Source organism: Zavarzinia aquatilis (genome assembly GCF_003173035.1).
GTDB classification, from domain to species: domain Bacteria; phylum Pseudomonadota; class Alphaproteobacteria; order Zavarziniales; family Zavarziniaceae; genus Zavarzinia; species Zavarzinia aquatilis.
In genome coordinates, this window is record NZ_QGLE01000001.1 from 442,947 (window position 1) to 465,028 (window position 22,082).

Sequence of the window (22,082 nt, forward strand, 5' to 3'; positions counted from 1 at the left end):
GGAGGAAGGCGCCAACATGGCTGATCTCGGCATGACGAACGGGCAGACGGTGGACCTCGGTGTCGATTGGGACATCGCGCGCGCCGCCATCGACGAGGTGGGCCATGCGGTCGTGCCGGCGGTCCTGTCGGCCGGGCAATGCCAGGCGCTGGCGGCGCTTTATGATCGGCCGGATGGGTTTCGCTCCACCGTCGTCATGGCGCATCATGGCTTCGGCCGGGGCGAATATCGCTATTTCGCCTATCCGCTGCCGGGTCTCGTCGAAGACCTGCGCCGGTCGCTCTATCCCGGTCTTGCCGCGATCGCCACTATCTGGGGCCGGCGCCTCGGTCGGGATGACGGCTGGCCGGCGGAACACCAGGAATTGCTTTCCCTGTGCCGCGATGCCGGCCAGTCGCGGCCGACACCCTTGCTGCTGTCCTATGGCGTGGGCGATTACAATTGCCTGCATCAGGATCTTTACGGCCCGGTCCATTTCCCCTTGCAGGCGGCGATCCTCCTCGATGCGCCGGGGCGCGACTTCACCGGCGGTGAATTCACCCTGGTCCAGTCGCGACCCCGCCAGCAATCGTGCTGCGAGGTCGTGTCGCTCGGCCAGGGTGACATGGTGATCTTTCCCGTGCGGGAGTATCCGCGCGCTGGTCGTCGCGGCTGGTACAGGGCCCAGATGCGTCATGGTGTCTCGAGATTGCTGAGCGGGCGTCGCCGTGTTCTCGGCATCATTTTTCACGACGCGAGGTGAGCGACAACACGGAATGGGCGTGCGGGTCAACGCTGCGGACGCCCGGCGATTGCATACAAATTTGAACCCAATACGCTCTTTCTCGGCGTTGAAAATTGCATACAATTCCGCTCATCGGGGTGACGTGTTCGAGAGTGGCGGCCACTGAGTCGTCTCTGGGGGGAGTTTCATGGCTGACTTTACGGGGACCACAGGCGCGGACCGTCTGGTGGGTGGGGATGCTGCGGACCTGATCCAGGGCTTGGAGGGTAGCGACAGCCTGTTCGGCAAAGCCGGCGACGACACCCTGGAAGGTGGCGACGGTGACGACCGTCTGGATGGCGGCACGGGCGCCGATGTCATGACGGGCGGGCTCGGTAACGACAGCTACACGGTCGACGACGCCGGAGACACGATTGTCGAGGCCGCGGGCGAGGGCCGGGACACGGTGACGGCCTTCGTCAGCTACACGCTCGCGGCGGGTGTCGAGGTTGAACGCTTCGTTGCCAGCGGCAGCGCGGCTATCGACCTGACCGGCAATGAGTTTTCCAATCAGATCTATGGCAACGATGCTGCCAACGTGCTGACCGGCGGCGGCGGTGGCGACAATCTGTCGGGACGCGGTGGCGACGACACGCTGGTGGGCGGCGACGGGCGGGACGTGCTTGACGGCGGCACGGGGACCGACGCCATGAGCGGCGGCGCGGGCGATGACGTCTATATCGTCGACGATGCCGGCGACACGGTGACGGAAGCCGTGGGCGGCGGCACGGACCGGGTGCAGGTCTCGGTGACCTGGGCAGCGGACGTGTCGGCCGAGATCGAGAAGATCCTGTCCCGCGGTCTGGCCGCGATCGACATCACGGGCAGCGACACGGCGAATGTCATCGTGGCGAACGACGCGGCCAATGTGCTGTCAGGTCTCGGCGGCGCCGACCGCCTGAACGCCAAGGGTGGCGACGACACGCTGCTGGGCGGTGACGGCGACGATACGCTGATCGGTGGCACCGGCGCCGACGCGATGACGGGCGGTGCCGGTGACGACATCTATTATGTCGACGACGCGGGCGATACTGTCGTCGAGGTCTCGGGGGAAGGCACGGATAGCGTTCGACTCACGGCCAGCTGGACGCTGGGCGCGGGGCAGGCGGTGGAGCAGTTGATCGCGCGGGGCAGCGCGGCGCTCGACATCACCGGCAACGAGCTGGCGAACGAGCTGTTCGGCAATGCGGGCGCCAATGTGCTGACGGGCGGCGGCGGCGACGACACGATCCATGCCGGCGCGGGCGACACGGTGGACGGGGGCTCGGGCGCCGACAGCATCATCGTCACCGGCGGCGGTCTGGGCCAGATCCGGGTGACGGGCGATTCGGCGGACAATCTGTCGACGACCGACGCGGGCTGGCAGGCAGCGGGCACCGTGGTGCTCGACGGCACATCCGTTGAGCGCTTCGTCAAGGGCGGCGTCACGCTGCTCGTCGACGCGGCGGTGGACACGAGCGGGGTACAGACCGCGGCCATGTTCGGCGCCACGGTCACGACCGCCGGCTTCGACCGCCAGGTGGTCGACACGACCACCTTTGGGGCCGATCGCGGCTTCATCATCCAGGGCGTCACGGGGACCACCCAGTCCGGAGCGTCCGTGGCGGCGGCGGATGTGAATGGGGACGGCTTCGACGACATTGTCACCGGCATTGTGGGCGGAGGTGGCGGCACAGAGGGCGAGGCCGATATCGTCTTCGGTGGCGCGGGGGTCATGGGCAACGATGTCGGCGGCCGCCAGGTAGTCAATCTGACCACCCTGTCCGCTGCCCAGGGTTTCGCCGTCCGGGGCGGTGCATTTCTGGACCTCTTCGGCTACTCCTCGGCTTCGGCCGGCGACGTCAACGGCGACGGCTACACCGATGTGATCGTGGGTGCACCAGGCGGCGACGATGCCGGCGGCGATGCCGGCGAAGCCTATGTCCTGTTTGGCGGGGCTGGCGGTTTCGGCACCGATGTCGGCGGCCGACAAGTCATCAACACGACGACGCTGACCGCCGCGCAAGGCTTCATCATCCAGGCCGACTCGGCGGGCGACGGCGCGGGGTGGAGCGTTTCCGCGGCCGATGTGAACCGCGACGGCTTCAGCGACCTGATCGTCGGCGCCCGTGGCGGTGACGATGGCGGCAGCAATGCGGGCGAAGTCTATGTCGTGTTCGGCGGGGCGGGGGGCTTCGGCACCGACGTCGGCGGGCGACAGGTCATCGACCTGACCAACCTCTCCGCCGCGCAGGGATTCATCATTCAGGGTGACTCGGCGGGCGATCTTCTCGGGCGAAGCGCGTCTTCGGCGGGTGACGTCAACGGCGATGGCTTTCAGGATATCCTTGTCGGGGCACCTTATGGCAGCGACGGGGGCAGCCAGGCGGGCGAGGCCTATGTGATCTTCGGCGGGGCGGGGGGCTTCGGCACCGACGTCGGCGGCCGCCAGGTCATCGACCTGACCAACTTCACCGCCGCGCAAGGCTTCATCATCCAGGGCGACTCGGGGGGCGATCGCGCGTCATGGAGCATCTCGTCGGCAGGCGACATCAATGGTGATGGTTTCGCCGATGTCGCCGTCGGCGCGCGCTATGGCGACGATGGCGGCACCAATGCCGGCGAAGTCTATGTCGTGTTCGGCGGGGCTGGCGGCTTCGGCACCGACGTAGGCGGGCGGCAGGTGATCGACCTGACCGGCCTTTCGGCCGCGCAAGGCTTCGTCATCCAGGGCGACACGGGCAGCGATCTCGCGGGCAGCAGTGTGGCGGCGGCGGGGGATGTGAATGGCGACGGTTTCGCCGACATCATCCTCGGCGCCATCAATGGCGGTGACGGCGGCAGCCAGGCGGGCGAAGCCTATGTCCTGTTCGGCGGCAGCGACGGCTTCGGCATCGACGTCGGCGGGCGCCGCGTGATCGACCTGACCAGCCTGTCGGCGGACCTGGGCTTCATCATCCAGGGCGACACGACGGGGGATAGTCTGGGGACGGACGTCGGGGCCGGTGACGTGAACGGCGACGGCTTCTCCGATGTCATCGTCGGGGCAAAAAACGGTGACGACGGCGGCGGCACTGTCGGCGAGACCTATGTGATCTACGGCGGGCCGGCGGGCTTCTCGCTCGCGCAGGTCGCCGGGGCGACAGATGGTGACGACACGCTGACGGGCACGGCGGCGGCCGAGCGGCTGATCGGCGGGCGCGGCAACGACACGCTGGTCGGCGGCGGCGGCGCGGATGTCTTCGTCGGCGGCGCGGGCAACGACACGATCGACGTCGGCACGGGCAATTTCTTCCGCATCGACGGAGGACTGGGCGACGATACGCTGCTCACAACCGGCAATCTCGACTTCACCCTGATCGACGATGTGGCGATCAAGGGCATCGAGACCATCGACATCACCGGCAATGGCGCCCAGGCGCTGGTGCTGGACAGGAGCGATGTGCTCGCGTTCGAGGCGGACAATCGCGATGTGCTCGGCACCACCCATGACGGCGTGCTGATCCTGGCGGGCGATGCCACCGACAGTGTCACCCTGACCGGCCTGACCGCGGCGGGCAGCGTCAGCTTCGGCGGCGGGGACTGGAACCTCTATGCCGTCGGCTCGGTCGTCGTGCTGGCCGTCGACAGCGACATCACGCTGGTCTGATCAGCCGCCGATCTTGGGCAGGGGCAGGGGAATGCCGACGTCGTGCTTCTCCTGCATCACGTCGCGGCGGAAGCGATAGGTTTCCGCCGGACGCCCCCGGCCGGAGGCCTCGATCTGGCCCGTGGGCTCGACCAGGTCGCCGGCCGTCACCGTGCGGCGGAAATTCTGCTTGTGCAGCTCGATGCCCGACAGGGCCTCGACCACCTTCTGCAGGCGGAACAGCGTGAATTCGGGCGGCAGCAGGTCGAAAACCACCGGCCGATAGTCGATCTTGCCGCGCAGCCGGCCCAGCGCCGAGGCGAGGATGCGCCGGTTGTCGAGCGCCATCGGCGTGCCGAGGGCGCGCGCCGCCTCGCGCTGTTCCTCGGGCGTCTCGGGCGCCTCGCGGCCGGCGGCAGTGGCGGTGATCGCGGCGTCGCGGATCGCCTCCTTCACGAGGCCGGCGGAATAGAGCAATTCGTAGCGGTCGAGGCAGCGCAGCAGGTCGAAATGACCGGTGCCGGCGACCGGACCGAAGGCGATCGCCGTCCGCTCCATGCGGTTGCGGGCGCTGCGGGCGTCGGGCGCGGCGTCGATCCAGCGGGTCAGGGCCGGGCGGATCACCTTGTCGATCAGGGCCGGGCGCCCCTCGCGCCAGTCTTCCCAGGGCAGGAAGGAATACCACGAACGCCACTGCGCCTCGCCGGTGCCGGCCAGCGGCGTTTCCTGCGTCAGCGCCAGATAGGCGATGGAGACGACGCGGGGCCCGCCGGTCAACTCGCGCGGGTCGCGGTTCTGGTTGGCGAAAGTGTAGAGCTGCTCGACATAACGCATGGCGACGCCGGTCTGCTCGGTCACCCATTGCCGCAGGCCGAGTTCGAGGGTGCGGTGATGCTCGGGCTCGAAGGGGCCGAAGGGCAGGGTCTCGGGCGTATCGAAAGCGAGGGGCAGCAGGCCCTGCTGGGCCGGCGTCGCCAGATCATGGGTCATGCGCCGGGCGACGAGGACGCGTGGGTCTTCCTCCGTCACCGCGACGATGACGGCGGTCAGGCCGATGCTGATGCCCCTTGCGTTGTGTTCGCCGTCCTGCGCCATGCCATCCCCCCTGCCGACGCCGGTAGATCGCCGGCTCAGCCGGCGACGATCAGGGCGTGGCGTTTCTTGCCGGCCGAGAGCTTGACCGTGCCCGTGCTGCCGAGCGTCGTCACCTTGGCGAATTCGTCGGTCACCGCGACATCGTCGAGACGGACGCCATTGCCCTTGATCAGGCGACGGGCTTCACCGTTGGAGGCGGCCATGCCGGCCTTGACCAGCAGTTCGTAGACCGGGACACCGGCGCCGACCTCGACCGCGACCTTGGGCAGCGTGTCGGCGGCGGCGCCTTCCTCGAAGGTCTTGCGCGCGGTCTCGGCCGCGGCCTCGGCGGCGTCCTGACCATGGGCGAGGGTGGTCGCCGCGGTCGCCAGGATCTTCTTGGCGTCGTTCAGCTCGGCACCCTGCAGGGCTTCGAGGCGGGCGACCTCGGCTTCCGGCAGTTCGGTGAACAGGCGCAGGAACTTGCCGACGTCGCCGTCTTCGGTGTTGCGCCAGAACTGCCAGTAGTCGTAGGGGCTGCGGGCATCCTCATTCAGCCAGACGGCGCCATTCGCCGTCTTGCCCATCTTGGCGCCGGACGCCGTGGTGATCAGCGGCGAAGTCAGGCCATAGAGCTGGAGGTCGGCGGCTTTCCGGCCCAGTTCGACGCCCTGGATGATGTTGCCCCATTGATCCGAGCCGCCCATCTGGAGGCGGACGCCATAGGTCTTCGCCAGTTCGACGAAGTCATAGGCCTGCAGGATCATGTAGTTGAATTCGAGGAACGACAGGTTCTGCTCGCGGTCGAGGCGGATCTTCACGCTGTCCTGCGACAGCATCCGGTTGACCGAGAAGTGCCGGCCGTAATCGCGCAGGAAGGCGATGTAGTTGAGGCCGGACAGCCAGTCGTCGTTGTTGACCATGACGGCGTCGGTCGGGCCGTCGCCGAAGGTCAGGAACTTCGAGAACACCCGCTTGATGCCGGCGAGATTGGCGTTGATCCGCGCATCGTCGAGCAGCGGACGGGATTCGTCGCGGAACGAGGGATCGCCGATCCGCGTGGTGCCGCCGCCCATCAGGACGATGGGCTTGTGCCCGGCCTGCTGCAGCCGGCGCAGCATCATGATCTGGACGAGGGAGCCGACATGCAGCGAGGGCGCGGTCGCATCGAAGCCGATATAGGCGGCAAAGGGCGCCTTTTCCGCGGCGAGGGCGTCGAGCCCCTCGAGGTCGGTGCACTGGTGGATGTAGCGGCGTTCCGTCAGGAGCCGCAGGAAATCGGATTTCACGCTCGTCATGGTGCGGGGGATGTAGCATGAAGGCGGTCCCGGCTACAATCGGCCGCGGCCGTTGAATCGTCCGACACGCGCGAAATGGCCGATGTTCAGGCTCGTCATCCCGGCGCAGGCCGGGATCTCGTGACGATAAGGCGCCTTGTCCTGTGAAAGGTTCCGGCCTGCGCCGGGACGACGAGAGAGTGGAAGCGACGATGAAGGCGCTTGGACTGATGAGCGGAACCTCGCTCGATGGCATCGACCTCGCGGTGATCGAGAGCGATGGCCTGCGCGTGACTGCCTTCGGCCCGGCCCTGACGGTGCCCCACCTGCCCGCGACCCGTGCCGCCTGTCGTGAGGCGAGCCGGCAGGCGGCGGGCTGGCGTCGGGGCGATCCGGTGCCGGCCGCGGTCGAAGACGCAGCAGCGCGCATCACCGAGGCCCACCGCCTCGCCATCCACCATTTCCTGGCGACGAGCGGGGAGACGGGCATCGAGTTGATCGGCTTTCACGGCCAGACCGTGTTGCACCGCCCGGCCGAGCGCCTGACCTGGCAGATCGGCGACGCGCAAGCGTTGGCCGACGCATTCGCCATCCCGGTCATCGGCCAGATGCGCCTCGCCGATGTCGAGGCGGGCGGGCAGGGCGCCCCCCTCGTGCCGCTCTATCACCGGGCGCTTCTGCTCTCGTCGGCGGCGCAGGGACAGCCTGTCGCCGTGCTCAATCTCGGCGGGGTCGGCAATGTCACCTGGCTCGATGGCGAGGCGGAGCCGGTCGCCTTCGACACCGGGCCAGGCAATGCCCTGATCGACGACTGGGCGCTTCAGCACACGGGCGTGCCCATCGACCGGGACGGCGCGCTGGCCGCCGCCGGCCGGGTGCATGGCGACGTGCTGGCGGCCTTGATGGATCACCCCTATTTCGACCTGCCGGCGCCGAAATCCCTCGACCGGGATGATTTCACGTTATCGGCCGTGCGCGGCCTGTCCACCGCCGACGGCGCGGCGACCCTGACCGCCTTTACCGCAGAGACGGTGGCGGCGGCCTTCGCGCAGTTTCCCGCGCCGGTGTCTCGCGTGCTGGTGACGGGGGGCGGGCGGCTCAATCCCACCCTGATGGCGATGCTGAAACGGCGCCTGGGCCTGCCGGTCCTGCCGGTCGAGGCCATGGGCTGGCGCGGCGACAGCCTGGAGGCCGAGGCCTTCGCCTTTCTCGCGCTGCGCAGTCTGAAGGGTCTGCCGCTCAGCGTGCCGGGGACGACGGGCGTGCCCCGGCCGCTGACCGGCGGTCAGCTGTTTCGGCCGAGCCGCATGTCGAGATAGGCGCCGACGCTGCGGTTCAGTTCGTCCATCTGCTCTTCAAAGAAGTGGCCGGCGCCCTTGATGGTCTCGTATTTCACCTTGATACCGCGCTGGTTCGACAGGCGGGTGGCGAGTTTCGCGACCTCGGGTTCGGCGACCACCTGATCCTCGGTGCCCTGGACGATCAGACCGTCGGACGGGCAGGGGGCGAGGAAGGTGAAGTCGTACTTGCTGGCGGGCGGCGAGATCGAGATGAAGCCGTTGATTTCCGGCCGCCGCATCAGGAGCTGCATCCCGATCCAGGCGCCGAAGGAAAAGCCGCCGACCCAGCATTCCGCGGCCGACGGATTATAGGTCTGCATCCAGTCGAGCGCCGACGCGGCATCGGACAATTCGCCCGCGCCATTGTCGAACCCGCCCTGGCTGCGCCCGACGCCGCGGAAATTGAAGCGCATCACCGAGAAGCCGCGGTTCACGAACGTATGAAACAGGTTGTAGACAACCTTGTTGTTCATCGTGCCGCCGAACTGCGGATGCGGATGCAGGACGAGGGCGATCGGCGCCCCCGTGCCGGCATGGTGATAGCGGCCTTCGAGTCGCCCGGCCGGGCCATTGAAAATGATTTCAGGCATCCCGGTCCCCTTGACACGATATCCGACCAAAATAGTCAACCGCTCGTGCTTTGCACAGGCCAGACCCGCGGGACATGGCCGCCTTGCCGTCGCATATACTTGACTGTTTCAGTCGGACAACCTAAATCTGACCTCGGCGGTCGGGCATTGAAATACCCGTCGCCAAAATGCGTGGCGGGGCGGGTTTATACACGGCCGGCTTTCGCCGATGCAAGGAATCTCGACTCGCGGCGCCCGGTGGCGACGCAGATCCCAAGGAATGCCGAAATGTTCGCGCGCCTGAAGGACGAAATCGACAGCTACATCGCCCGCGACCCGGCCGCCCGGTCGCGGGTCGAAGTGCTCATGTCCTATCCGAGCTTCCATGCGATCACGTTGCACCGAATCTCGCACTGGTTGTGGCTGCGGGACTGGCGCCTGACCTCGCGCTGGCTGTCCTATGTCGCGCGCCTGTTCACGGGCATCGAAATCCACCCCGGCGCCACCATCGGCAAGCGCCTGTTCATCGACCATGGCCTTGGTGTCGTCATCGGCGAGACGGCCGAGATCGGCGACGATGTCACGCTCTATCACGACGTCACCCTGGGCGGCTTGCTGCCGTCGGTGAATTCGCGGGCGCAGGTCGGGGTGAAGCGTCATCCCACCTTGCGGGACGGCGTCATCGTCGGCTCCGGCGCCCAGATCCTGGGGCCGATCACGGTCGAGGCGGGGGCGCGCGTCGGCGCCAATGCCGTCGTCGTCGCCGATGTCGCTTCGGGCACCACGGTCGTCGGCATCCCGGCCAAGGCCGCGGGCGCGCCCCGCCTTGTCGACCGGGCGCTGGACTTCTGCGCCTACGGCACGATGGCCGGGCGGATGCCCGACCCGACGGAAGAGGAAATCGAAAGCCTGGTCGCCCGAGTGCAGGCCCTGTCGGCCCGCGTCTCGGAACTGGAAGCCCGGCTCGGCGGTGTCGCCGAGGTGCGGGGGGAAGTGGTCGAAGGGCCGCGCCCCGCCGGCGCCGGCAATCACTGAGGAACCGGGTCATGAAACTGTCCACCCGCGGGCGTTACGCCGTGATGGCCATGGTCGATCTCGCCGCCCATACCGAGGACGGCAAGCCGGTCTCCCTCGCCGATATCGCCGAGCGCCAGGAAATCTCCCTGTCCTATCTCGAACAGCTGTTCGGCAAGCTGCGCCGCGGCGGCATCGTGAAGAGCGTGCGCGGGCCGGGCGGCGGCTATGTCCTCGGCCGCGCGGCGGGCGAGACCCGTATCGCCGACATCGTCCTCGCCGTCGACGAACCGATCACCGCGACGCGCTGCCAGCTCGGCACCTCGGTCGGCTGCCGGGGCAACCGCAGCCGCTGCGCCACCCACGACCTGTGGGAAGAACTGAGCCATCAGATCCATCTCTATCTCTCCAGCGTCTCGCTCGCCGATGTCGTCGCGCGCCGGGTGCTGGGCGCGCCGGGCGTGGCCCGCGACGCCGTCGGCCGCGTGGCCTGAAGGGGATAACGGCATGAACGCGGTCTCGACCTATCTCGACCATAACGCCGGGGCGCCGATCCGCCCCGCGGCGGTCGAGGCCATGGTCGCGGCCCTCGCCATCGGCGGCAATCCGTCCTCGGTGCACCGGGCCGGGCGTCTTGCCCGCCGCGCGATCGAGGAGGCGCGGGAAGCCGTCGCCGCCCAATGCGGGGCCGAGAGTTCGGAAGTGATCTTCACCGGTGGCGGGACCGAGGCGAACAACCTTGCCCTGCCCGGTGCCGTCCGTGGCGGCCATGCCGCGCGCCTGCTGGTTTCTGGTATCGAGCATGACTCGGTCCGCGCGGCGGCGGGTGGTGCCGGCGTGCCGGTGACCGTGCTTCCGGTCGACCGCGACGGTATCGTCGACCTTGCCGAACTCGACCGGCTGCTGGGCGAAGGGCAGGGGCCGGCGCTGGTCTCGGTCATGCTGGCGAACAACGAGACCGGGGTGATCCAGCCGGTCGCCGAGGTCGCGCGCGTCGCGCGGCGCCATGGCGCCCTGGTTCATACCGATGCCGTGCAGGCTTTCGGCAAGACTTTGGTCGATTTCCCCACCCTCGATGTCGACATGATGAGCCTGTCGGCTCACAAGATCGGCGGGCCGGCCGGGGTCGGCGCGCTGGTGAAACGGGCGGGGATCGACCTTGTGCCGCTCGCCCTTGGCGGCGGGCAGGAATACGGCCGGCGGCCGGGGACCGAGAATCTGGCGGGCATCGCCGGCTTCGGCGCGGCCGCCAAGGCGGAGCGGCGCCGCGACCTCGGCCCCTTGCGCGACCGGCTGGAGCGGGAAGTGCTGGCCCATGTGCCGGGCACGCGGGTTTTCGGCGCGGGGGCGGCGCGGGTGGACAACACGAGCTGCATCGGCCTTTCCGGCGTCAAGGCCGAGACCCAGGTGATGGCGCTCGACCTCGCCGGTGTCTCGATCGGCGCGGGGGCGGCCTGTTCCTCAGGCAAGGTCCGGCCGAGCCCGGTGCTGATCGCCATGGGCGAAGATGAGGAGACGGCGCGATCCGCCATTCGCGTCAGTCTGGGTTGGAATTCGGAAGCGGCCGATGTCGAACGCTTCCTCAATGCTTACATGGAATTTGCAGGCCGGGCGCTGAAGGCGCGGGGCCTGCGCGGTGAAAAGGAAACGCATCATGGCTGACGGGAACAGCGATCAGATCGGCGGCGAAGTCCGTCCGAACATCCAGTTGCCGATCTATCTGGACTACCAGGCGACGACCCCGCTCGACCCCCGGGTGCTCGACGCCATGATGCCCTATTTCACCGGCAAGTTCGGCAATCCTCACAGCCGCAGCCATTCCTATGGCTGGGACGCGGAAGAGGCGGTCGAGGCTGCGCGCGAACAGGTCGCCAAGCTGATCAACGCCGACCCGCGCGAGATCATCTTCACCTCGGGCGCGACGGAATCGAACAATCTCGCGATCAAGGGCGCTGCCCTGTTCAACAAGGACCGCCGAAACGAGATCGTGACCGTGGTGACCGAGCATAAATGCGTGCTCGACACCTGCCGCCACCTGGAACAGGAAGGCTTCAAGGTCACCTATCTGCCGGTGAAGCAGAACGGCCTGATCGACCTCGACGAGCTGCGCGCCGCCGTCACCGACAAGACCGTGCTGGTCTCGGTCATGGCCGTGAACAACGAGATCGGCGTCATCCAGCCCATTGCCGAGATTGCGAAGATCGCTCACGAGAAGGGCGCGCTGTTCCACACCGATTGCGCCCAGGCCGTCGGCAAGATCCCGCTCGACGTTGGCGCCATGGGGATCGACCTGATGTCGATCTCGGGCCACAAGATCTACGGGCCGAAGGGCATCGGTGCGCTCTATGTCCGGCGCAAGCCGCGCGTCCGCCTGGTCGCCCAGATGAATGGCGGCGGGCAGGAGCGGGGGATGCGCTCCGGCACCCTGTCGCCCGCGCTCTGCGTCGGCATCGGCGAGGCCTGCCGCATCGCCCGCGAGGAAATGGCGGCCGAGGCGGTGCGTCTCGATGCCCTGGCGCATCGTTTCTACGACAAGGTGAAGGCGAAGCTGCCGGACGTCTTCCTGAACGGCGACGAGACCCAGCGCATCCCCGGCAACCTCAATCTCTCCTTCGCCTATGTCGAGGGCGAGAGCCTGATCATGGGCATCAAGGACCTAGCGGTCTCGTCCGGGTCCGCCTGCACCTCGGCCTCGCTTGAGCCGTCCTATGTGCTGCGCGCCCTCGGTGTCGAGGAGGAGCTGGCCCATACCTCGATCCGCTTCGGCTTCGGGCGCTTCACCACGGAAGCCGAGATCGACTATGCCGCGGAGACGATCATCGGCCGCGTCAGCAAGCTGCGTGAAATGAGCCCGCTGTGGGAAATGGTCCAGGAAGGCATCGACATCAAGTCGATCCAGTGGGCCGACCACTGAGCGGCGAGAAACAAGGAGTTACAGCCATGGCCTATAGCGAAAAGCTCGTCGACCACTACGAGAATCCCCGCAACGTCGGCTCCTTCGACAAGGGCGACGACAGCGTGGGCACCGGCCTCGTCGGCGCGCCGGCCTGCGGCGACGTGATGAAGCTGCAGATCAAGGTCTCGCCCGAGGGGCTGATCGAGGACGCGAAGTTCAAGACCTTCGGCTGCGGCTCGGCCATCGCCTCGTCCAGCCTCGTCACCGAATGGGTGAAGGGCAAGAGCCTCGACGAAGCGGCGACGATCAAGAACACCGACATCGCCCAGCATCTGGCGCTGCCGCCGGTGAAGATTCATTGCTCTGTGCTGGCCGAAGATGCGATCAAGGCGGCGATTGCCGATTACAAGGCCAAGCACGGCCAGTCGTAAGGAGTAGGGATCATGGCGGCCCCCGCGCGTCAGATCATGGAACTGACCGATCCGGCGGCAACCCGGGTGAAGGAATTGCTGGACAAGCGCGGCAAGCCTTCCGCGGGTGTGCGCATCGGTGTTCGCACCGCCGGCTGTTCGGGCATGCAATACACGCTCGAATATGCCGACGAGAAGGGCAAATACGACGAGGTGGTCCAGGACAAGGGCGTGACCATCCTGGTCGATCCCAAGGCGGTGATGTTCCTGATCGGCACCAAGATGGATTTCGAGACCGACAAGATGAAATCGGGTTTCGTCTTCATCAATCCGAACGAAAAGGCCCGCTGCGGCTGCGGCGAGTCCTTTCACGTCTGATGGGTCACGTTTGATGGGCGTCGAGATCACAGCACCGGTCTCCTGCAATTCCTGCGGGGGACAGATCGAGGACGCCATCTGCGGCGGCTGCAAGAGCCTGCAGCCGCCCGGCCAGCTCGACCATTTTGCCCGCCTCGGCCTCAGCCGGGATTTCGCCATTGATGGCCAGGCACTGGAGCGCGCCTATTTCGCCGCCCAGCGCCGCTTCCATCCCGACCGTTTCGCCGGTCGGGGCGCCAAGGAAAAAACCTTCTCCCTCCAGCACGCCACGCTGATCAACGAGGCTTACGAGACGCTGCGCGAGCCCCTGCCGCGCGCCCGTTACCTCCTCGAGATCGAAGGCCGGCCGCTGCCGGGCGACGATGGCAAGACCATCGCCGATCCCGAACTGCTCATGGAAGCGATGGAATGGCGGGAGGCGCTGGAAGATGCGGCGCCCCATGATCTGCCCGCCCTGAAGGCGAAGCTGGATGGTGAACTGACGGCGGTCGAAGGGGCGCTGTCCCGCGCCTTCGCCGGTCACGACCTTGACGGCGCGACCCATCAGGCGCTGCGCCTGTCCTATCTCTCGAAACTCGGGGCCGAGCTGCGCCGCAAGGCCGCCCCCCGGATCGCGGTGCCCTGATGCTTCTCGATATCTATGAACCGGGGGAAACCCCGCTGCCGCACGCCGGGGATTCGGACCGGGCGGCGGTGGGCATCGACCTCGGCACCACCAATTCGCTGGTCGCCGTCTCGGTGAACGGCCGGCCGGAAATCCTGCGCGATGCCCTCGGCGACGGCATCGTGCCCTCGGTCGTCGCCTATCTCGAAGGCGATGACGAACCGGTGGTCGGCCGGGTCGCCACCCGCATCCTCGAACAGGAGCCGGAACTCGTCGTCGCCAGCGTGAAGCGCCTGATGGGCCGGGGCACCGGCGATGTCGCCAGTGTCGGCGGCCATCTGGCGCAGAAGATCCGGGACGACGGGCAGGGCGGCATGGTCCGCCTCGATGTCGGCGGGCGCATCGTCTCGCCGGTCGAGGTTTCGGGCGAAATTCTGCGCACCCTGCGCCAGCGCGCCGAACTGGTGCTGGGCAAGACCGTCGATCAGGCGGTGATCACCGTGCCCGCCTATTTCGACGATGCCGCGCGCACCGCGACGCGGGATGCCGCGCGTCTCGCCGGAATCGAGGTGCTGCGCCTCGTGAACGAGCCGACGGCGGCCGCGCTCGCCTATGGGCTCGATCAGGGGGCGGAAGGCCTCTATGCCATTTACGACCTCGGCGGCGGCACCTTCGACGTCTCTTTGCTGAAGCTGGAAAAGGGCGTGTTCCAGGTTCTCGCCACTGGCGGCGATGCTGCCCTCGGCGGTGACGATTTCGACCGCGCCCTCGCCGAACAGCTGATACAGGAGCGGGGCGGCGGCATCGCGGCCGGCGACGTGAAACCCGTGCTCGCCGCCGCGCGACGGGCCAAGGAAGCCCTGACCGAGGCCGACACGACAACCCTCGACCTCGAATTCGGCAGCCGCGCCACCCGCCACACGGTGACCCGCGCCGGCTTCGATGCCCTGATCGCGCCGCTGGTCGCCCGCACCATCGCCGCGGCGAAGGCGGTGTTGCAGGATGCCGGTGTCGGCCCGGGCGAGCTTTCGGGTGTCGTCCTCGTCGGCGGCTCCACGCGGGTGCCGCTGGTGCGCGCGGAAGTGACCGCGCTGTTCGGGCGGGAGCCTTTGTCGGATATCGACCCGGACGAAGTGGTGGCGCTGGGCGCCGCGCTTCAGGCGGAGGCGCTGACCATCGGCTCCGACACGCTGCTGCTCGATGTCGTGCCGCTGTCCCTCGGGCTGGAGACCATGGGCGGCTTGATCGAGAAGGTGATCCCGCGCAATACGCCGATCCCGGTCAGCCGGGCGCAGGATTTCACCACCTATCAGGATGGCCAGACGGCGATGGCGATCCACGTCGTGCAAGGCGAGCGCGAGATGGTCGAGCAGAACCGCTCGCTCGCCCGCTTCGTCCTCGCCGGCATTCCGGCCATGGTCGCGGGCGCCGCGCGCATCCGCGTCACCTTCACCGTCGATGCCGACGGGTTGCTGACCGTTTCCGCCCGCGAGGCCCTGACCGGCGTCGAGGCGCGGGTCGAGGTGAAGCCGACCTACGGCCTGACCGACGACGAGATGACCGGCATGTTGCGTGCCTCGCTGGAAAACGCGCGGGCCGATGTCGTCACTCGCCTGCTGGCGGAAGCGCGGGTGGACGGCCGTCGCCTGATCCTTGCCCTCGACGCGGCGCTGGCGGTTGACGGCGACCTGCTTTCCGCCGAAGAGCGGGCGGCGATCGAGGGCGCGAAATCGGCGCTGGAGACGGCGATGACTGGCGACGACCGCGAGGCGGTGGTGGCGGCGACCGAAGCCCTGGAAGCGGCGGGTCGGCCTTTCGCCGAGCGCCGCATGGACCGCAACATCAGGCGCGCGCTGTCCGGCGTCGACGTCAGCCGGCTTGAATCCCGCTTGCAGGCGGGCTAAGCCTCCCGATCAGATTTCTGGAGAGAGTTTCCATGCCCAAGATGATTTTCGTGAGCCCCGACGGCAAGACCAGGACCGAGGTTGACGCCCCGCTTGGCCTGTCGGTGCTGGAAATCGCCCACCGCAACAAGATCGACCTCGAAGGCGCCTGCGAAGGCTCGCTGGCCTGTTCGACCTGCCATGTCGTGATCGACCCGGAATTCTACGCCACCCTGCCCGAGGCGACCGAGGAAGAGGAAGACATGCTCGACCTCGCCTTCGGCCTGACCCATACCTCGCGCCTCGGCTGCCAGATCATCATGTCGGAAGAGCTCGACGGCCTGATCGTCAGCCTGCCGGCCGCCACCCGCAACATGATGGTGGACAAGTAAGTCCATGCGCTGGACCGATGTTTACGATATTGCCGCCGGGCTGGAAGAGCTTCACCCGGAAGCCGATGTCGTGAACCTGCGCTTCACCGACCTGCACAAGTGGGTGCTGGCGCTGCCCGGTTTCGCCGATCATCCCGACCGCTCCAACGAGAAGATCCTCGAAGCCATTCAGGCCGCCTGGATCGAGGAGCGGGCGTGAGCCGTTTGTTCGACCGCCTGCGCGATGGCGCGGCGGCGGACTGGCAGGCCTATGTCGGTCATCCCTTCGTCGACGGGCTCGCCCGCGGCACCCTGCCCGAGGCGGCCTTCCGCCACTATCTGGTGCAGGACTATCTGTTCCTGATCCATTTCGCTCGCGCCTATGCCCTCGCCGTGGTCAAGGCCGATGACCTCGCCGGGATGCGCTCGGCGGCGGCGACGCTCGATGCCCTGATCAATCACGAGATGGGCCTGCATGTCGAATTCTGCAAAGCCTGGGGCATCTCCGCCGAGGAGATGGAACAGGCGCCGGAAGCGCCCGAGTGCATGGCCTATACCCGCTATGTCCTCGACCGCGGGCTGGCGGGCGACGTGCTCGACCTCAAGGTCGCGTTGAGCCCCTGCGTTATCGGCTACCGCGACATCGCGGTCGCCATCACCGAACGGCCCGATTTCCGGGGCGAGGACAATCGCTACCTGCCCTGGATCGAAATGTATGCCGGCAAGGACTATGGCGCCGTCGCCGACGAGGCCATTGCCGAACTTGACCGCCTCGCCGCGGTGCGGGCGACCGAGGCGCGGATGCCGTCCCTCATTCGCACCTTCGCCGAAAGCTGCCGGCTGGAAGCCGCCTTCTGGGAGATGGGCTGGCGGGCTGGAAAGCCCGCCGCGCCCGGTTTCTGGTCGCGCCTGTTCGGGCGCTGACCCCCTCGTTACTTGCCGGTGAACTGGGCCGGGCGCTTCTGCAGGAAGGCGGCGACGCCTTCCTGGAAGTCGGCGGTCTGGCCGGCGGCGCGCTGCAATTGCCGTTCGAGATCGAGCTGCTGGTCGTAGCTGGCCTCGAGGCTGGCCTGCATCATCTTGCGGATGAAGCCGAGGGCGCGGGTGGGGCCCTTGGCGAATTTGCGGGCGAGTTCCGTCGCCGTCGCCATCAGCTCGCCATCCTCGACCACGCGGTTGATCAGGCCCCAGTCGAGGGCTTTTTCCGCCGGCAGTTTCTCGGCCATCATGGCGAGTTCCATCGCCCGGGCCCGGCCGACGAGGCGCGGCAACAGCCAGGACGAGCCGCCGTCGGGCACGAGGCCGATCTTGGCGAAAGCCTGCAGGAAGCTGGCCGATTTGCCGGCGACAACGATGTCGCCCATCAGGGCGAAGCTCATGCCGACACCGGCGGCGGGGCCGTTGACCGCCGTGACGATGGGCACGCGCAGGTCACGCAGGCGCTTGAACACCGGATTGTAATATTCCTCGAGCACCAGACCGACGTCGGGCACGCCCTCGTTGGAGAGGCCGTCGGGATCGGCGAGATTGGCCCCGGCGCAGAAGCCCCGGCCGGCGCCGGTGATCAGCAGGGCGCGGACACCGCCGGCCGGATCCTCGGCCCGGGACAGGGCGGCGCCGATCTCGCGGATCATGACCTTGGAGACGGCGTTCAGCGCCTCCGGCTGGTTCAGGGTCAGAGTCATCACGCCGTCGCCATCGACGTCGACGAGAATTCTGGTAAAGGCACTTGTCATCGGCTCAGGCTCCGGTGAACACGGGTTTGCGCTTCTGCAGGAAGGCGGCGATGCCTTCCGGCGTGTCATGGGTATTGAAGGCGCGGCGCTGGGATTCGGCTTCCAGCGCCAGCTGCGCCTCGAAACCATTATGCTCCGACGCCGTGATCGCATTCTTGATCAGGCCGAAACCCGTGGTCGGGCCCGTCGCCAGCTTCTGCGCCATGGCCTCCGCCGTGGCCATCAGCTCGGCATCCTCGACCGCGCACCAGATCAGGCCCCAGTCGGCGGCCTTTTCCGCCGTCAGCCGCTCGCCGGTCAGGGCAAGGCCGAGCGCGCGGGCGCGGCCGACCAGGCGCGGCACCATCCAGGTGCAGCCGATATCGGGCACGATGCCGAGGTTCGGCCCGAAGACCTGCACGAAATAGGCGGACTTGGCCGCGATGACGATATCGCAGGCGAGGGCGACGCCGACGCCACCGCCGGCCGTCGCACCATTGATCGCGCCGATCACCGGCTTTTTCAGCGCGGCGATGCGTGCCACCATCGGATTGATCAGGCGGTGCATCGCCTCGGCGACGCCATCGCCGATGGTGCCACCATCGGGGATGGTGAAACTGCGCGACAGATCTGCGCCCGAACAGAAAGCCCGGCCGGTGCCGGTCAGCAACACCGCGCGCACTGACGGATCGGCGGCGATACGGTCGAAGGCATCGGATATTTCCCGATACATCGGGAAGTTCAGGGCATTGAGCACGTCCGGGCGGTTGAGGGTGATGCGCGCGACACCGCCCTCCTGCTCGAACAGGATGGTTTCGTAAGTCATTATGTCCTCCCCGCGCGGAATGGGGAGATTATGACCGCGGAACAGGGCTTGTGAACCCCGTTCACTTTGACCGAGGAGGACGCGACGGCAATCAGGCCTTGCGGCGTCTGGGCTTCGGCCGGGACTCGGGAGAATCGACCGGCCAGTCCGGATCGGGCAGGGCCTCGAAAGCCGCGAGGATGCCCTTGGACCAACCGTCGGAGAGGGCCGTCATATAGGGATCGTTGCGCGGGATGCGGCGGTAATGGCCGACCTTCAGGCTGCCCTTCTCGTAGATCAGCACGTCGAGCGGCATGGCGACCGAAACATTGGAGCGCATGGTCGAATCGAAGGAGATCAGGGTGCATTTCGCCGCGACCGTCAGCGAAGTATCCGGGCGGACGATGCGGTCGATGATCGGTTTGCCGTATTTCGTCTCGCCGATCTGGAAGTAGGGCGTGTCCTTGCCCGCCTCGATGAAATTGCCGGCGGCATAGATCTGGAACAGGCGCGGTTTCTCCTCGCCGATCTGACCGCCGAGGATGAACATGGCGTTGAAGTCGGTGCCATGGGCCTGGAGATATTCACCGTCGAGCGCATGAACCTCGCGCAGGGCCGCGCCGACGATGCGTGCCGCCTCGAACATGCTGCCGGCCCGGCTGATCGCGCGGTTGGCGCGGGCGCGGGCGGCGCCGGTCTTCGGCACGGCCTGGTTCCAGGCGTGCAGCTGGCTGACCACCGACTGGGTGATGGCGAGATTGCCCGAGCCCATGAGCACGATCACCCGCTCGCCCGGGACCTCGAAGACCGTCATCTTCTTGAAGGTCGAGACATGATCGACCCCGGCATTGGTGCGGGTATCCGAGGCGAAGACGATTCCGGCGTCGAGAAGCAGGCCGACGGCATAGGTCATGGAGCGTGTATCCGGCAGACAAAGAAAAGGGGCGGCACGAGGCCGCCCCTATAACATGCAATCGCCGGAAGATTAAGCGACGCGGCGCTTCTCGACTTCGGCCGCGAGGGCGGCGAAGCGGGCGTGCAGCGGCTCGATCGCGGCGCGGACCGCCGAAGCGGTGGTCTCGGCGATCTTCTGGCTGTGGGCCAGATAGAGGTCGATCGCGGTCTTGGTGTACTTGTCCTGCAGATCGACGGCCTCGCCGATGGACTTCACGGCCCACAGCTTCTTGGCGGTGTCGACATTCTCTTCGGTCGCGACCTTCACGGCCTCGACGACCGCTTCGCCGACCGACTTCAGGCCCTCGGCCGCGGCCTTGCCCGAAGCGACGACGTCGGCGACGGAGGCCTTGCCGAATTCGGCGGCTTCGGTCGCATTGGTCTTCAGGGTCTGGTAGCGGCTGCGGCTCCAGTCGGTCGCCTTCGCGAAGTTGTCCTTCACCTCGGCAACGGCCTTCTTGGTGTTTTCCTCGACCTTGGCCGAGACTTCGGTCACCTGCTCGCGGCTCCAGGCAATGGCCTTCTCGAGCTGGCTGCCGGCGTTGTCGATCGCGGTCTCGACCGCTTCACCGGCCTTCTGGGTGGCTTCTTCGACGGTTTCGACGGATTCCACGACAGTCTCCATGACATCGCCAGCAACGTCACCGGCGGCGGTCTTCTTCTTGGTGGCCATTTTAACTCTCCTGTTCGGATAGTCGGATGAATAGGGGGTTTGGCTACGCGGTTACCTGCCGCCGCACGGTTGCATAATGGTGCGACGCAACATGAAGCGTAGATATGCTTTCACGTGCAGGACGTCAACGGGGATTTTTTCGCACTGCACAAAAAATCCGTCATATTGCAGTCGGGGTGAAAATATTGCGCGGTGCCGCGCTTGCGCGCATAGTCTGACAAATTATCGGATGAAAGAGGCCTTACGGCCCGGGGAGAGGAAACATGAGCACTGCGGAAGCGAGAATCGAAGTCGGCGGCGTCGCCGCGGCCCTGCGCACCACGCTGGACCGGCAGCGCAAGGATTTCCTGAAGATGGGGCCGCCCTCGGTCGCCCTGCGCCGGGATCGCCTGGCGCGCCTGAAGAAGGCCCTGCTCGACAACAAGGACGCGTTCCTCGATGCCGTCTCGGCCGACTTCGGCCATCGCTCGAAGCACGAGACCATGCTGACCGACTTCGTCGTGACCGCCGAAGGCATCAAGCATATGTCGAAGCATCTCGCCAAATGGATGCAGCCGGAAAAGCGGCCGACCTCGATCAACTACTTCCCGGCCTCCAACCGCATCATCTTCCAGCCGCTCGGCGTCATCGGCATCATCTCGCCGTGGAACTATCCGATCCAGCTCGCCTTCGGGCCAATGGCCGCGGCCTTCGCCGCCGGCAACCGGGTGATGCTGAAGCCGTCGGAATTCACCCCGCGCACCTCGGACCTGATGGCCAAGGTGCTGGGCGCGGCCTTCTCCGACCTCGAGGTTTCGGTGATCACCGGCGGGCCGGACGTGGGTGAGGCATTCTCCAAGCTGCCCTACGACCACCTGTTCTTTACCGGCGCGACCTCGGTCGGGCGCCATGTCATGCGCGCGGCGGCGGAGAACCTCGTGCCGGTCACGCTCGAGCTCGGCGGCAAGTCGCCGACCATCGTCGACCGCGGCGCCCGCATGGAGGCGGCGGTGGGCAGCATCGTGCAGGGCAAGTTCCTGAACGCCGGCCAGACCTGCGTTGCCCCCGACTATGTCTTCGTTCCCGAGGAGAAGCGGGAGCAGTTCGTCGATCTCCTGTCGAAGCAGGTCGCCAAGTCCTATCCCACCCTGAAGGACAATGACGACTACACCTCGGTCGTGAACCAGCGCCACTACGACCGCCTGCGCGGCCTGATCGCCGACGCCAAGGCCAAGGGCGCCAAGGTGGTCGAAGTCAATCCGGGCAACGAGAATTTCGAGCAGCAACCGAGCCACAAGATCCCGCCGACCCTGATCCTCGACGCGACCGAGGACATGAAGGTGATGCAGGACGAGATCTTCGGCCCGCTGATGCCGATCAAGACCTATCGCCAGATCGACGAGGCGATCGACTATGTGAACGACCACGGCCGGCCGCTCGCGCTCTATGTCTTCTCCGACGACAAGGCGGTGCAGGACAAGGTGCTGAGCCGGACGACCTCGGGCGGGGCCTGCGTCAACGAGACCGTGATGCATGTCGCCCAGGAAGACCTGCCGTTCGGCGGCGTCGGCCCGTCGGGCATGGGCTCGTACCATGGCCGCGACGGCTTCCTGACCTTCAGCCACAAGAAGGCGGTCATGCACCAGTCGAAGTTCAACCTGCTCTCGATGATGCGGCCGCCTTTCGGCCCCCGGATCGAGAAGCTGATGGGCTTCATGCTGAAGTGATCCGTCGGCCTTAGGCGAAACGGAAACGCCCCGGCCTCGCGGC

The 22,082-nt window shown here is 67.0% G+C and carries 22 protein-coding genes; 15 read left to right on the forward strand and 7 right to left on the reverse strand.

Annotation, left to right across the window (positions count from 1 at the left end; translation table 11 throughout):
- The first annotated feature begins 16 nt into the window (after window positions 1-16).
- Complete coding sequence (locus tag DKG74_RS02150) at window positions 17-742, forward strand: 2OG-Fe(II) oxygenase (protein WP_243403992.1); 726 nt, start codon at window positions 17-19, stop codon at window positions 740-742.
- Window positions 743-911: 169 nt separating this feature from the next.
- On the forward strand, window positions 912-4,391 hold the full coding sequence (locus DKG74_RS02160) for a beta strand repeat-containing protein (protein ID WP_165837488.1): 3,480 nt from the start codon (window positions 912-914) through the stop codon (window positions 4,389-4,391).
- Here the strand turns inward: DKG74_RS02160 and DKG74_RS02165 are convergent, their stop codons facing one another.
- Both DKG74_RS02165 and tyrS read right to left on the reverse strand, forming a co-directional pair.
- Entirely contained in the window at window positions 4,392-5,465 is a 1,074-nt protein-coding gene (locus tag DKG74_RS02165) for an NUDIX hydrolase (RefSeq protein WP_109902112.1), read from the reverse strand.
- Between the two features lie 35 nt (window positions 5,466-5,500).
- Window positions 5,501-6,742, reverse strand: coding sequence for a tyrosine--tRNA ligase (gene tyrS, locus DKG74_RS02170; RefSeq protein WP_109902115.1), 1,242 nt, complete (start codon window positions 6,740-6,742; stop codon window positions 5,501-5,503).
- Window positions 6,743-6,933: 191 nt separating this feature from the next.
- On the opposite strand from tyrS, the gene DKG74_RS02175 reads away from it, so the two are divergent.
- Window positions 6,934-8,040, forward strand: a complete 1,107-nt coding sequence (locus tag DKG74_RS02175; protein ID WP_109902641.1) for an anhydro-N-acetylmuramic acid kinase — start codon at window positions 6,934-6,936, stop codon at window positions 8,038-8,040.
- On the opposite strand, the gene DKG74_RS02180 is transcribed toward DKG74_RS02175, so the two are convergent.
- The gene (locus tag DKG74_RS02180; protein ID WP_109902117.1) at window positions 8,007-8,651 is read right to left on the reverse strand and encodes an alpha/beta hydrolase; all 645 of its coding nucleotides are present in this window, start codon (window positions 8,649-8,651) and stop codon (window positions 8,007-8,009) included. The two genes, DKG74_RS02175 and DKG74_RS02180, sit on opposite strands and share 34 nt — an antisense overlap.
- Window positions 8,652-8,918: 267 nt before the next feature.
- On the opposite strand from DKG74_RS02180, the gene cysE reads away from it, so the two are divergent.
- The 11 genes from cysE to tenA are packed head-to-tail and all read left to right on the forward strand — an operon-like array spanning window position 8,919 to window position 17,110.
- Window positions 8,919-9,665 (forward strand): serine O-acetyltransferase, encoded by a 747-nt coding sequence (cysE, locus tag DKG74_RS02185; RefSeq protein ID WP_109902119.1) that lies wholly within the window; start codon window positions 8,919-8,921, stop codon window positions 9,663-9,665.
- A gap of 11 nt (window positions 9,666-9,676) precedes the next feature.
- Window positions 9,677-10,138, forward strand: a complete 462-nt coding sequence (locus tag DKG74_RS02190; RefSeq protein WP_109902121.1) for an Rrf2 family transcriptional regulator — start codon at window positions 9,677-9,679, stop codon at window positions 10,136-10,138.
- A 13-nt stretch (window positions 10,139-10,151) separates the two neighbouring features.
- Window positions 10,152-11,306 carry a cysteine desulfurase family protein gene (locus tag DKG74_RS02195; RefSeq protein WP_109902123.1) on the forward strand — a complete coding sequence of 385 codons (1,155 nt, stop codon included), beginning with the start codon at window positions 10,152-10,154 and terminating at the stop codon, window positions 11,304-11,306.
- Window positions 11,299-12,558 (forward strand): IscS subfamily cysteine desulfurase, encoded by a 1,260-nt coding sequence (locus tag DKG74_RS02200; RefSeq protein ID WP_109902125.1) that lies wholly within the window; start codon window positions 11,299-11,301, stop codon window positions 12,556-12,558. The genes DKG74_RS02195 and DKG74_RS02200 overlap by 8 nt, the downstream gene beginning before the upstream one ends.
- 26 nt (window positions 12,559-12,584) lie before the next feature.
- The gene (gene iscU / locus DKG74_RS02205) at window positions 12,585-12,971 is read left to right on the forward strand and encodes a Fe-S cluster assembly scaffold IscU (protein ID WP_109902127.1); all 387 of its coding nucleotides are present in this window, start codon (window positions 12,585-12,587) and stop codon (window positions 12,969-12,971) included.
- Between the two features lie 12 nt (window positions 12,972-12,983).
- Window positions 12,984-13,328 (forward strand): HesB/IscA family protein, encoded by a 345-nt coding sequence (locus tag DKG74_RS02210; protein ID WP_109902129.1) that lies wholly within the window; start codon window positions 12,984-12,986, stop codon window positions 13,326-13,328.
- Window positions 13,329-13,341: 13 nt separating this feature from the next.
- Complete coding sequence (hscB, locus tag DKG74_RS02215) at window positions 13,342-13,953, forward strand: Fe-S protein assembly co-chaperone HscB (protein ID WP_109902131.1); 612 nt, start codon at window positions 13,342-13,344, stop codon at window positions 13,951-13,953.
- Window positions 13,953-15,836 (forward strand): Fe-S protein assembly chaperone HscA, encoded by a 1,884-nt coding sequence (hscA, locus tag DKG74_RS02220; protein ID WP_207779198.1) that lies wholly within the window; start codon window positions 13,953-13,955, stop codon window positions 15,834-15,836. Before hscB ends, hscA begins: the two co-directional genes overlap by 1 nt.
- 32 nt (window positions 15,837-15,868) lie before the next feature.
- Window positions 15,869-16,207, forward strand: a complete 339-nt coding sequence (locus DKG74_RS02225; protein WP_109902135.1) for a ferredoxin family 2Fe-2S iron-sulfur cluster binding protein — start codon at window positions 15,869-15,871, stop codon at window positions 16,205-16,207.
- 4 nt (window positions 16,208-16,211) lie between these two features.
- Window positions 16,212-16,406 (forward strand): Fe-S cluster assembly protein IscX, encoded by a 195-nt coding sequence (gene iscX / locus DKG74_RS02230; protein WP_109902137.1) that lies wholly within the window; start codon window positions 16,212-16,214, stop codon window positions 16,404-16,406.
- Window positions 16,403-17,110 (forward strand): thiaminase II, encoded by a 708-nt coding sequence (tenA, locus tag DKG74_RS02235; RefSeq protein ID WP_109902139.1) that lies wholly within the window; start codon window positions 16,403-16,405, stop codon window positions 17,108-17,110. The genes iscX and tenA overlap by 4 nt, the downstream gene beginning before the upstream one ends.
- A gap of 8 nt (window positions 17,111-17,118) precedes the next feature.
- On the opposite strand, the gene DKG74_RS02240 is transcribed toward tenA, so the two are convergent.
- The 4 genes from DKG74_RS02240 to phaP form a co-directional block, all read right to left on the reverse strand.
- Window positions 17,119-17,922 (reverse strand): enoyl-CoA hydratase/isomerase, encoded by an 804-nt coding sequence (locus DKG74_RS02240; protein ID WP_109902141.1) that lies wholly within the window; start codon window positions 17,920-17,922, stop codon window positions 17,119-17,121.
- Between the two features lie 4 nt (window positions 17,923-17,926).
- Window positions 17,927-18,727, reverse strand: coding sequence for an enoyl-CoA hydratase-related protein (locus DKG74_RS02245; RefSeq protein WP_109902143.1), 801 nt, complete (start codon window positions 18,725-18,727; stop codon window positions 17,927-17,929).
- Between the two features lie 91 nt (window positions 18,728-18,818).
- Window positions 18,819-19,619 (reverse strand): proteasome-type protease, encoded by an 801-nt coding sequence (locus DKG74_RS02250; RefSeq protein WP_109902145.1) that lies wholly within the window; start codon window positions 19,617-19,619, stop codon window positions 18,819-18,821.
- Between the two features lie 72 nt (window positions 19,620-19,691).
- Window positions 19,692-20,333: a phasin family protein gene (gene phaP, locus DKG74_RS02255; protein WP_109902147.1), complete on the reverse strand. Its 642-nt coding sequence runs from the start codon at window positions 20,331-20,333 to the stop codon at window positions 19,692-19,694.
- 263 nt (window positions 20,334-20,596) lie between these two features.
- On the opposite strand from phaP, the gene DKG74_RS02260 reads away from it, so the two are divergent.
- Window positions 20,597-22,039, forward strand: a complete 1,443-nt coding sequence (locus DKG74_RS02260) for a coniferyl aldehyde dehydrogenase (RefSeq protein ID WP_109902149.1) — start codon at window positions 20,597-20,599, stop codon at window positions 22,037-22,039.
- Window positions 22,040-22,082: the final 43 nt, after the last annotated feature.

What these genes read in the sequence shown, in the direction of transcription:
- DKG74_RS02190 (WP_109902121.1), top strand. Translation starts at nt 9,677, where the DNA reads ATGAAACTGTCCACCCGCGGGCGTTACGCCGTGATGGCCATGGTCGAT.
- DKG74_RS02175 (WP_109902641.1), top strand. Translation starts at nt 6,934, where the DNA reads ATGAAGGCGCTTGGACTGATGAGCGGAACCTCGCTCGATGGCATCGAC.
- DKG74_RS02225 (WP_109902135.1), top strand. Translation starts at nt 15,869, where the DNA reads ATGCCCAAGATGATTTTCGTGAGCCCCGACGGCAAGACCAGGACCGAG.
- DKG74_RS02260 (WP_109902149.1), top strand. Translation starts at nt 20,597, where the DNA reads ATGAGCACTGCGGAAGCGAGAATCGAAGTCGGCGGCGTCGCCGCGGCC.
- DKG74_RS02195 (WP_109902123.1), top strand. Translation starts at nt 10,152, where the DNA reads ATGAACGCGGTCTCGACCTATCTCGACCATAACGCCGGGGCGCCGATC.
- cysE (WP_109902119.1), top strand. Translation starts at nt 8,919, where the DNA reads ATGTTCGCGCGCCTGAAGGACGAAATCGACAGCTACATCGCCCGCGAC.
- iscU (WP_109902127.1), top strand. Translation starts at nt 12,585, where the DNA reads ATGGCCTATAGCGAAAAGCTCGTCGACCACTACGAGAATCCCCGCAAC.
- DKG74_RS02210 (WP_109902129.1), top strand. Translation starts at nt 12,984, where the DNA reads ATGGCGGCCCCCGCGCGTCAGATCATGGAACTGACCGATCCGGCGGCA.
- hscA (WP_207779198.1), top strand. Translation starts at nt 13,953, where the DNA reads ATGCTTCTCGATATCTATGAACCGGGGGAAACCCCGCTGCCGCACGCC.
- DKG74_RS02250 (WP_109902145.1), bottom strand. Translation starts at nt 19,619, where the DNA reads ATGACCTATGCCGTCGGCCTGCTTCTCGACGCCGGAATCGTCTTCGCC.
- DKG74_RS02165 (WP_109902112.1), bottom strand. Translation starts at nt 5,465, where the DNA reads ATGGCGCAGGACGGCGAACACAACGCAAGGGGCATCAGCATCGGCCTG.
- phaP (WP_109902147.1), bottom strand. Translation starts at nt 20,333, where the DNA reads ATGGCCACCAAGAAGAAGACCGCCGCCGGTGACGTTGCTGGCGATGTC.
- DKG74_RS02200 (WP_109902125.1), top strand. Translation starts at nt 11,299, where the DNA reads ATGGCTGACGGGAACAGCGATCAGATCGGCGGCGAAGTCCGTCCGAAC.
- DKG74_RS02240 (WP_109902141.1), bottom strand. Translation starts at nt 17,922, where the DNA reads ATGACAAGTGCCTTTACCAGAATTCTCGTCGACGTCGATGGCGACGGC.
- tyrS (WP_109902115.1), bottom strand. Translation starts at nt 6,742, where the DNA reads ATGACGAGCGTGAAATCCGATTTCCTGCGGCTCCTGACGGAACGCCGC.
- DKG74_RS02245 (WP_109902143.1), bottom strand. Translation starts at nt 18,727, where the DNA reads ATGACTTACGAAACCATCCTGTTCGAGCAGGAGGGCGGTGTCGCGCGC.
- iscX (WP_109902137.1), top strand. Translation starts at nt 16,212, where the DNA reads ATGCGCTGGACCGATGTTTACGATATTGCCGCCGGGCTGGAAGAGCTT.
- DKG74_RS02150 (WP_243403992.1), top strand. Translation starts at nt 17, where the DNA reads ATGGCTGATCTCGGCATGACGAACGGGCAGACGGTGGACCTCGGTGTC.
- hscB (WP_109902131.1), top strand. Translation starts at nt 13,342, where the DNA reads ATGGGCGTCGAGATCACAGCACCGGTCTCCTGCAATTCCTGCGGGGGA.
- DKG74_RS02160 (WP_165837488.1), top strand. Translation starts at nt 912, where the DNA reads ATGGCTGACTTTACGGGGACCACAGGCGCGGACCGTCTGGTGGGTGGG.
- DKG74_RS02180 (WP_109902117.1), bottom strand. Translation starts at nt 8,651, where the DNA reads ATGCCTGAAATCATTTTCAATGGCCCGGCCGGGCGACTCGAAGGCCGC.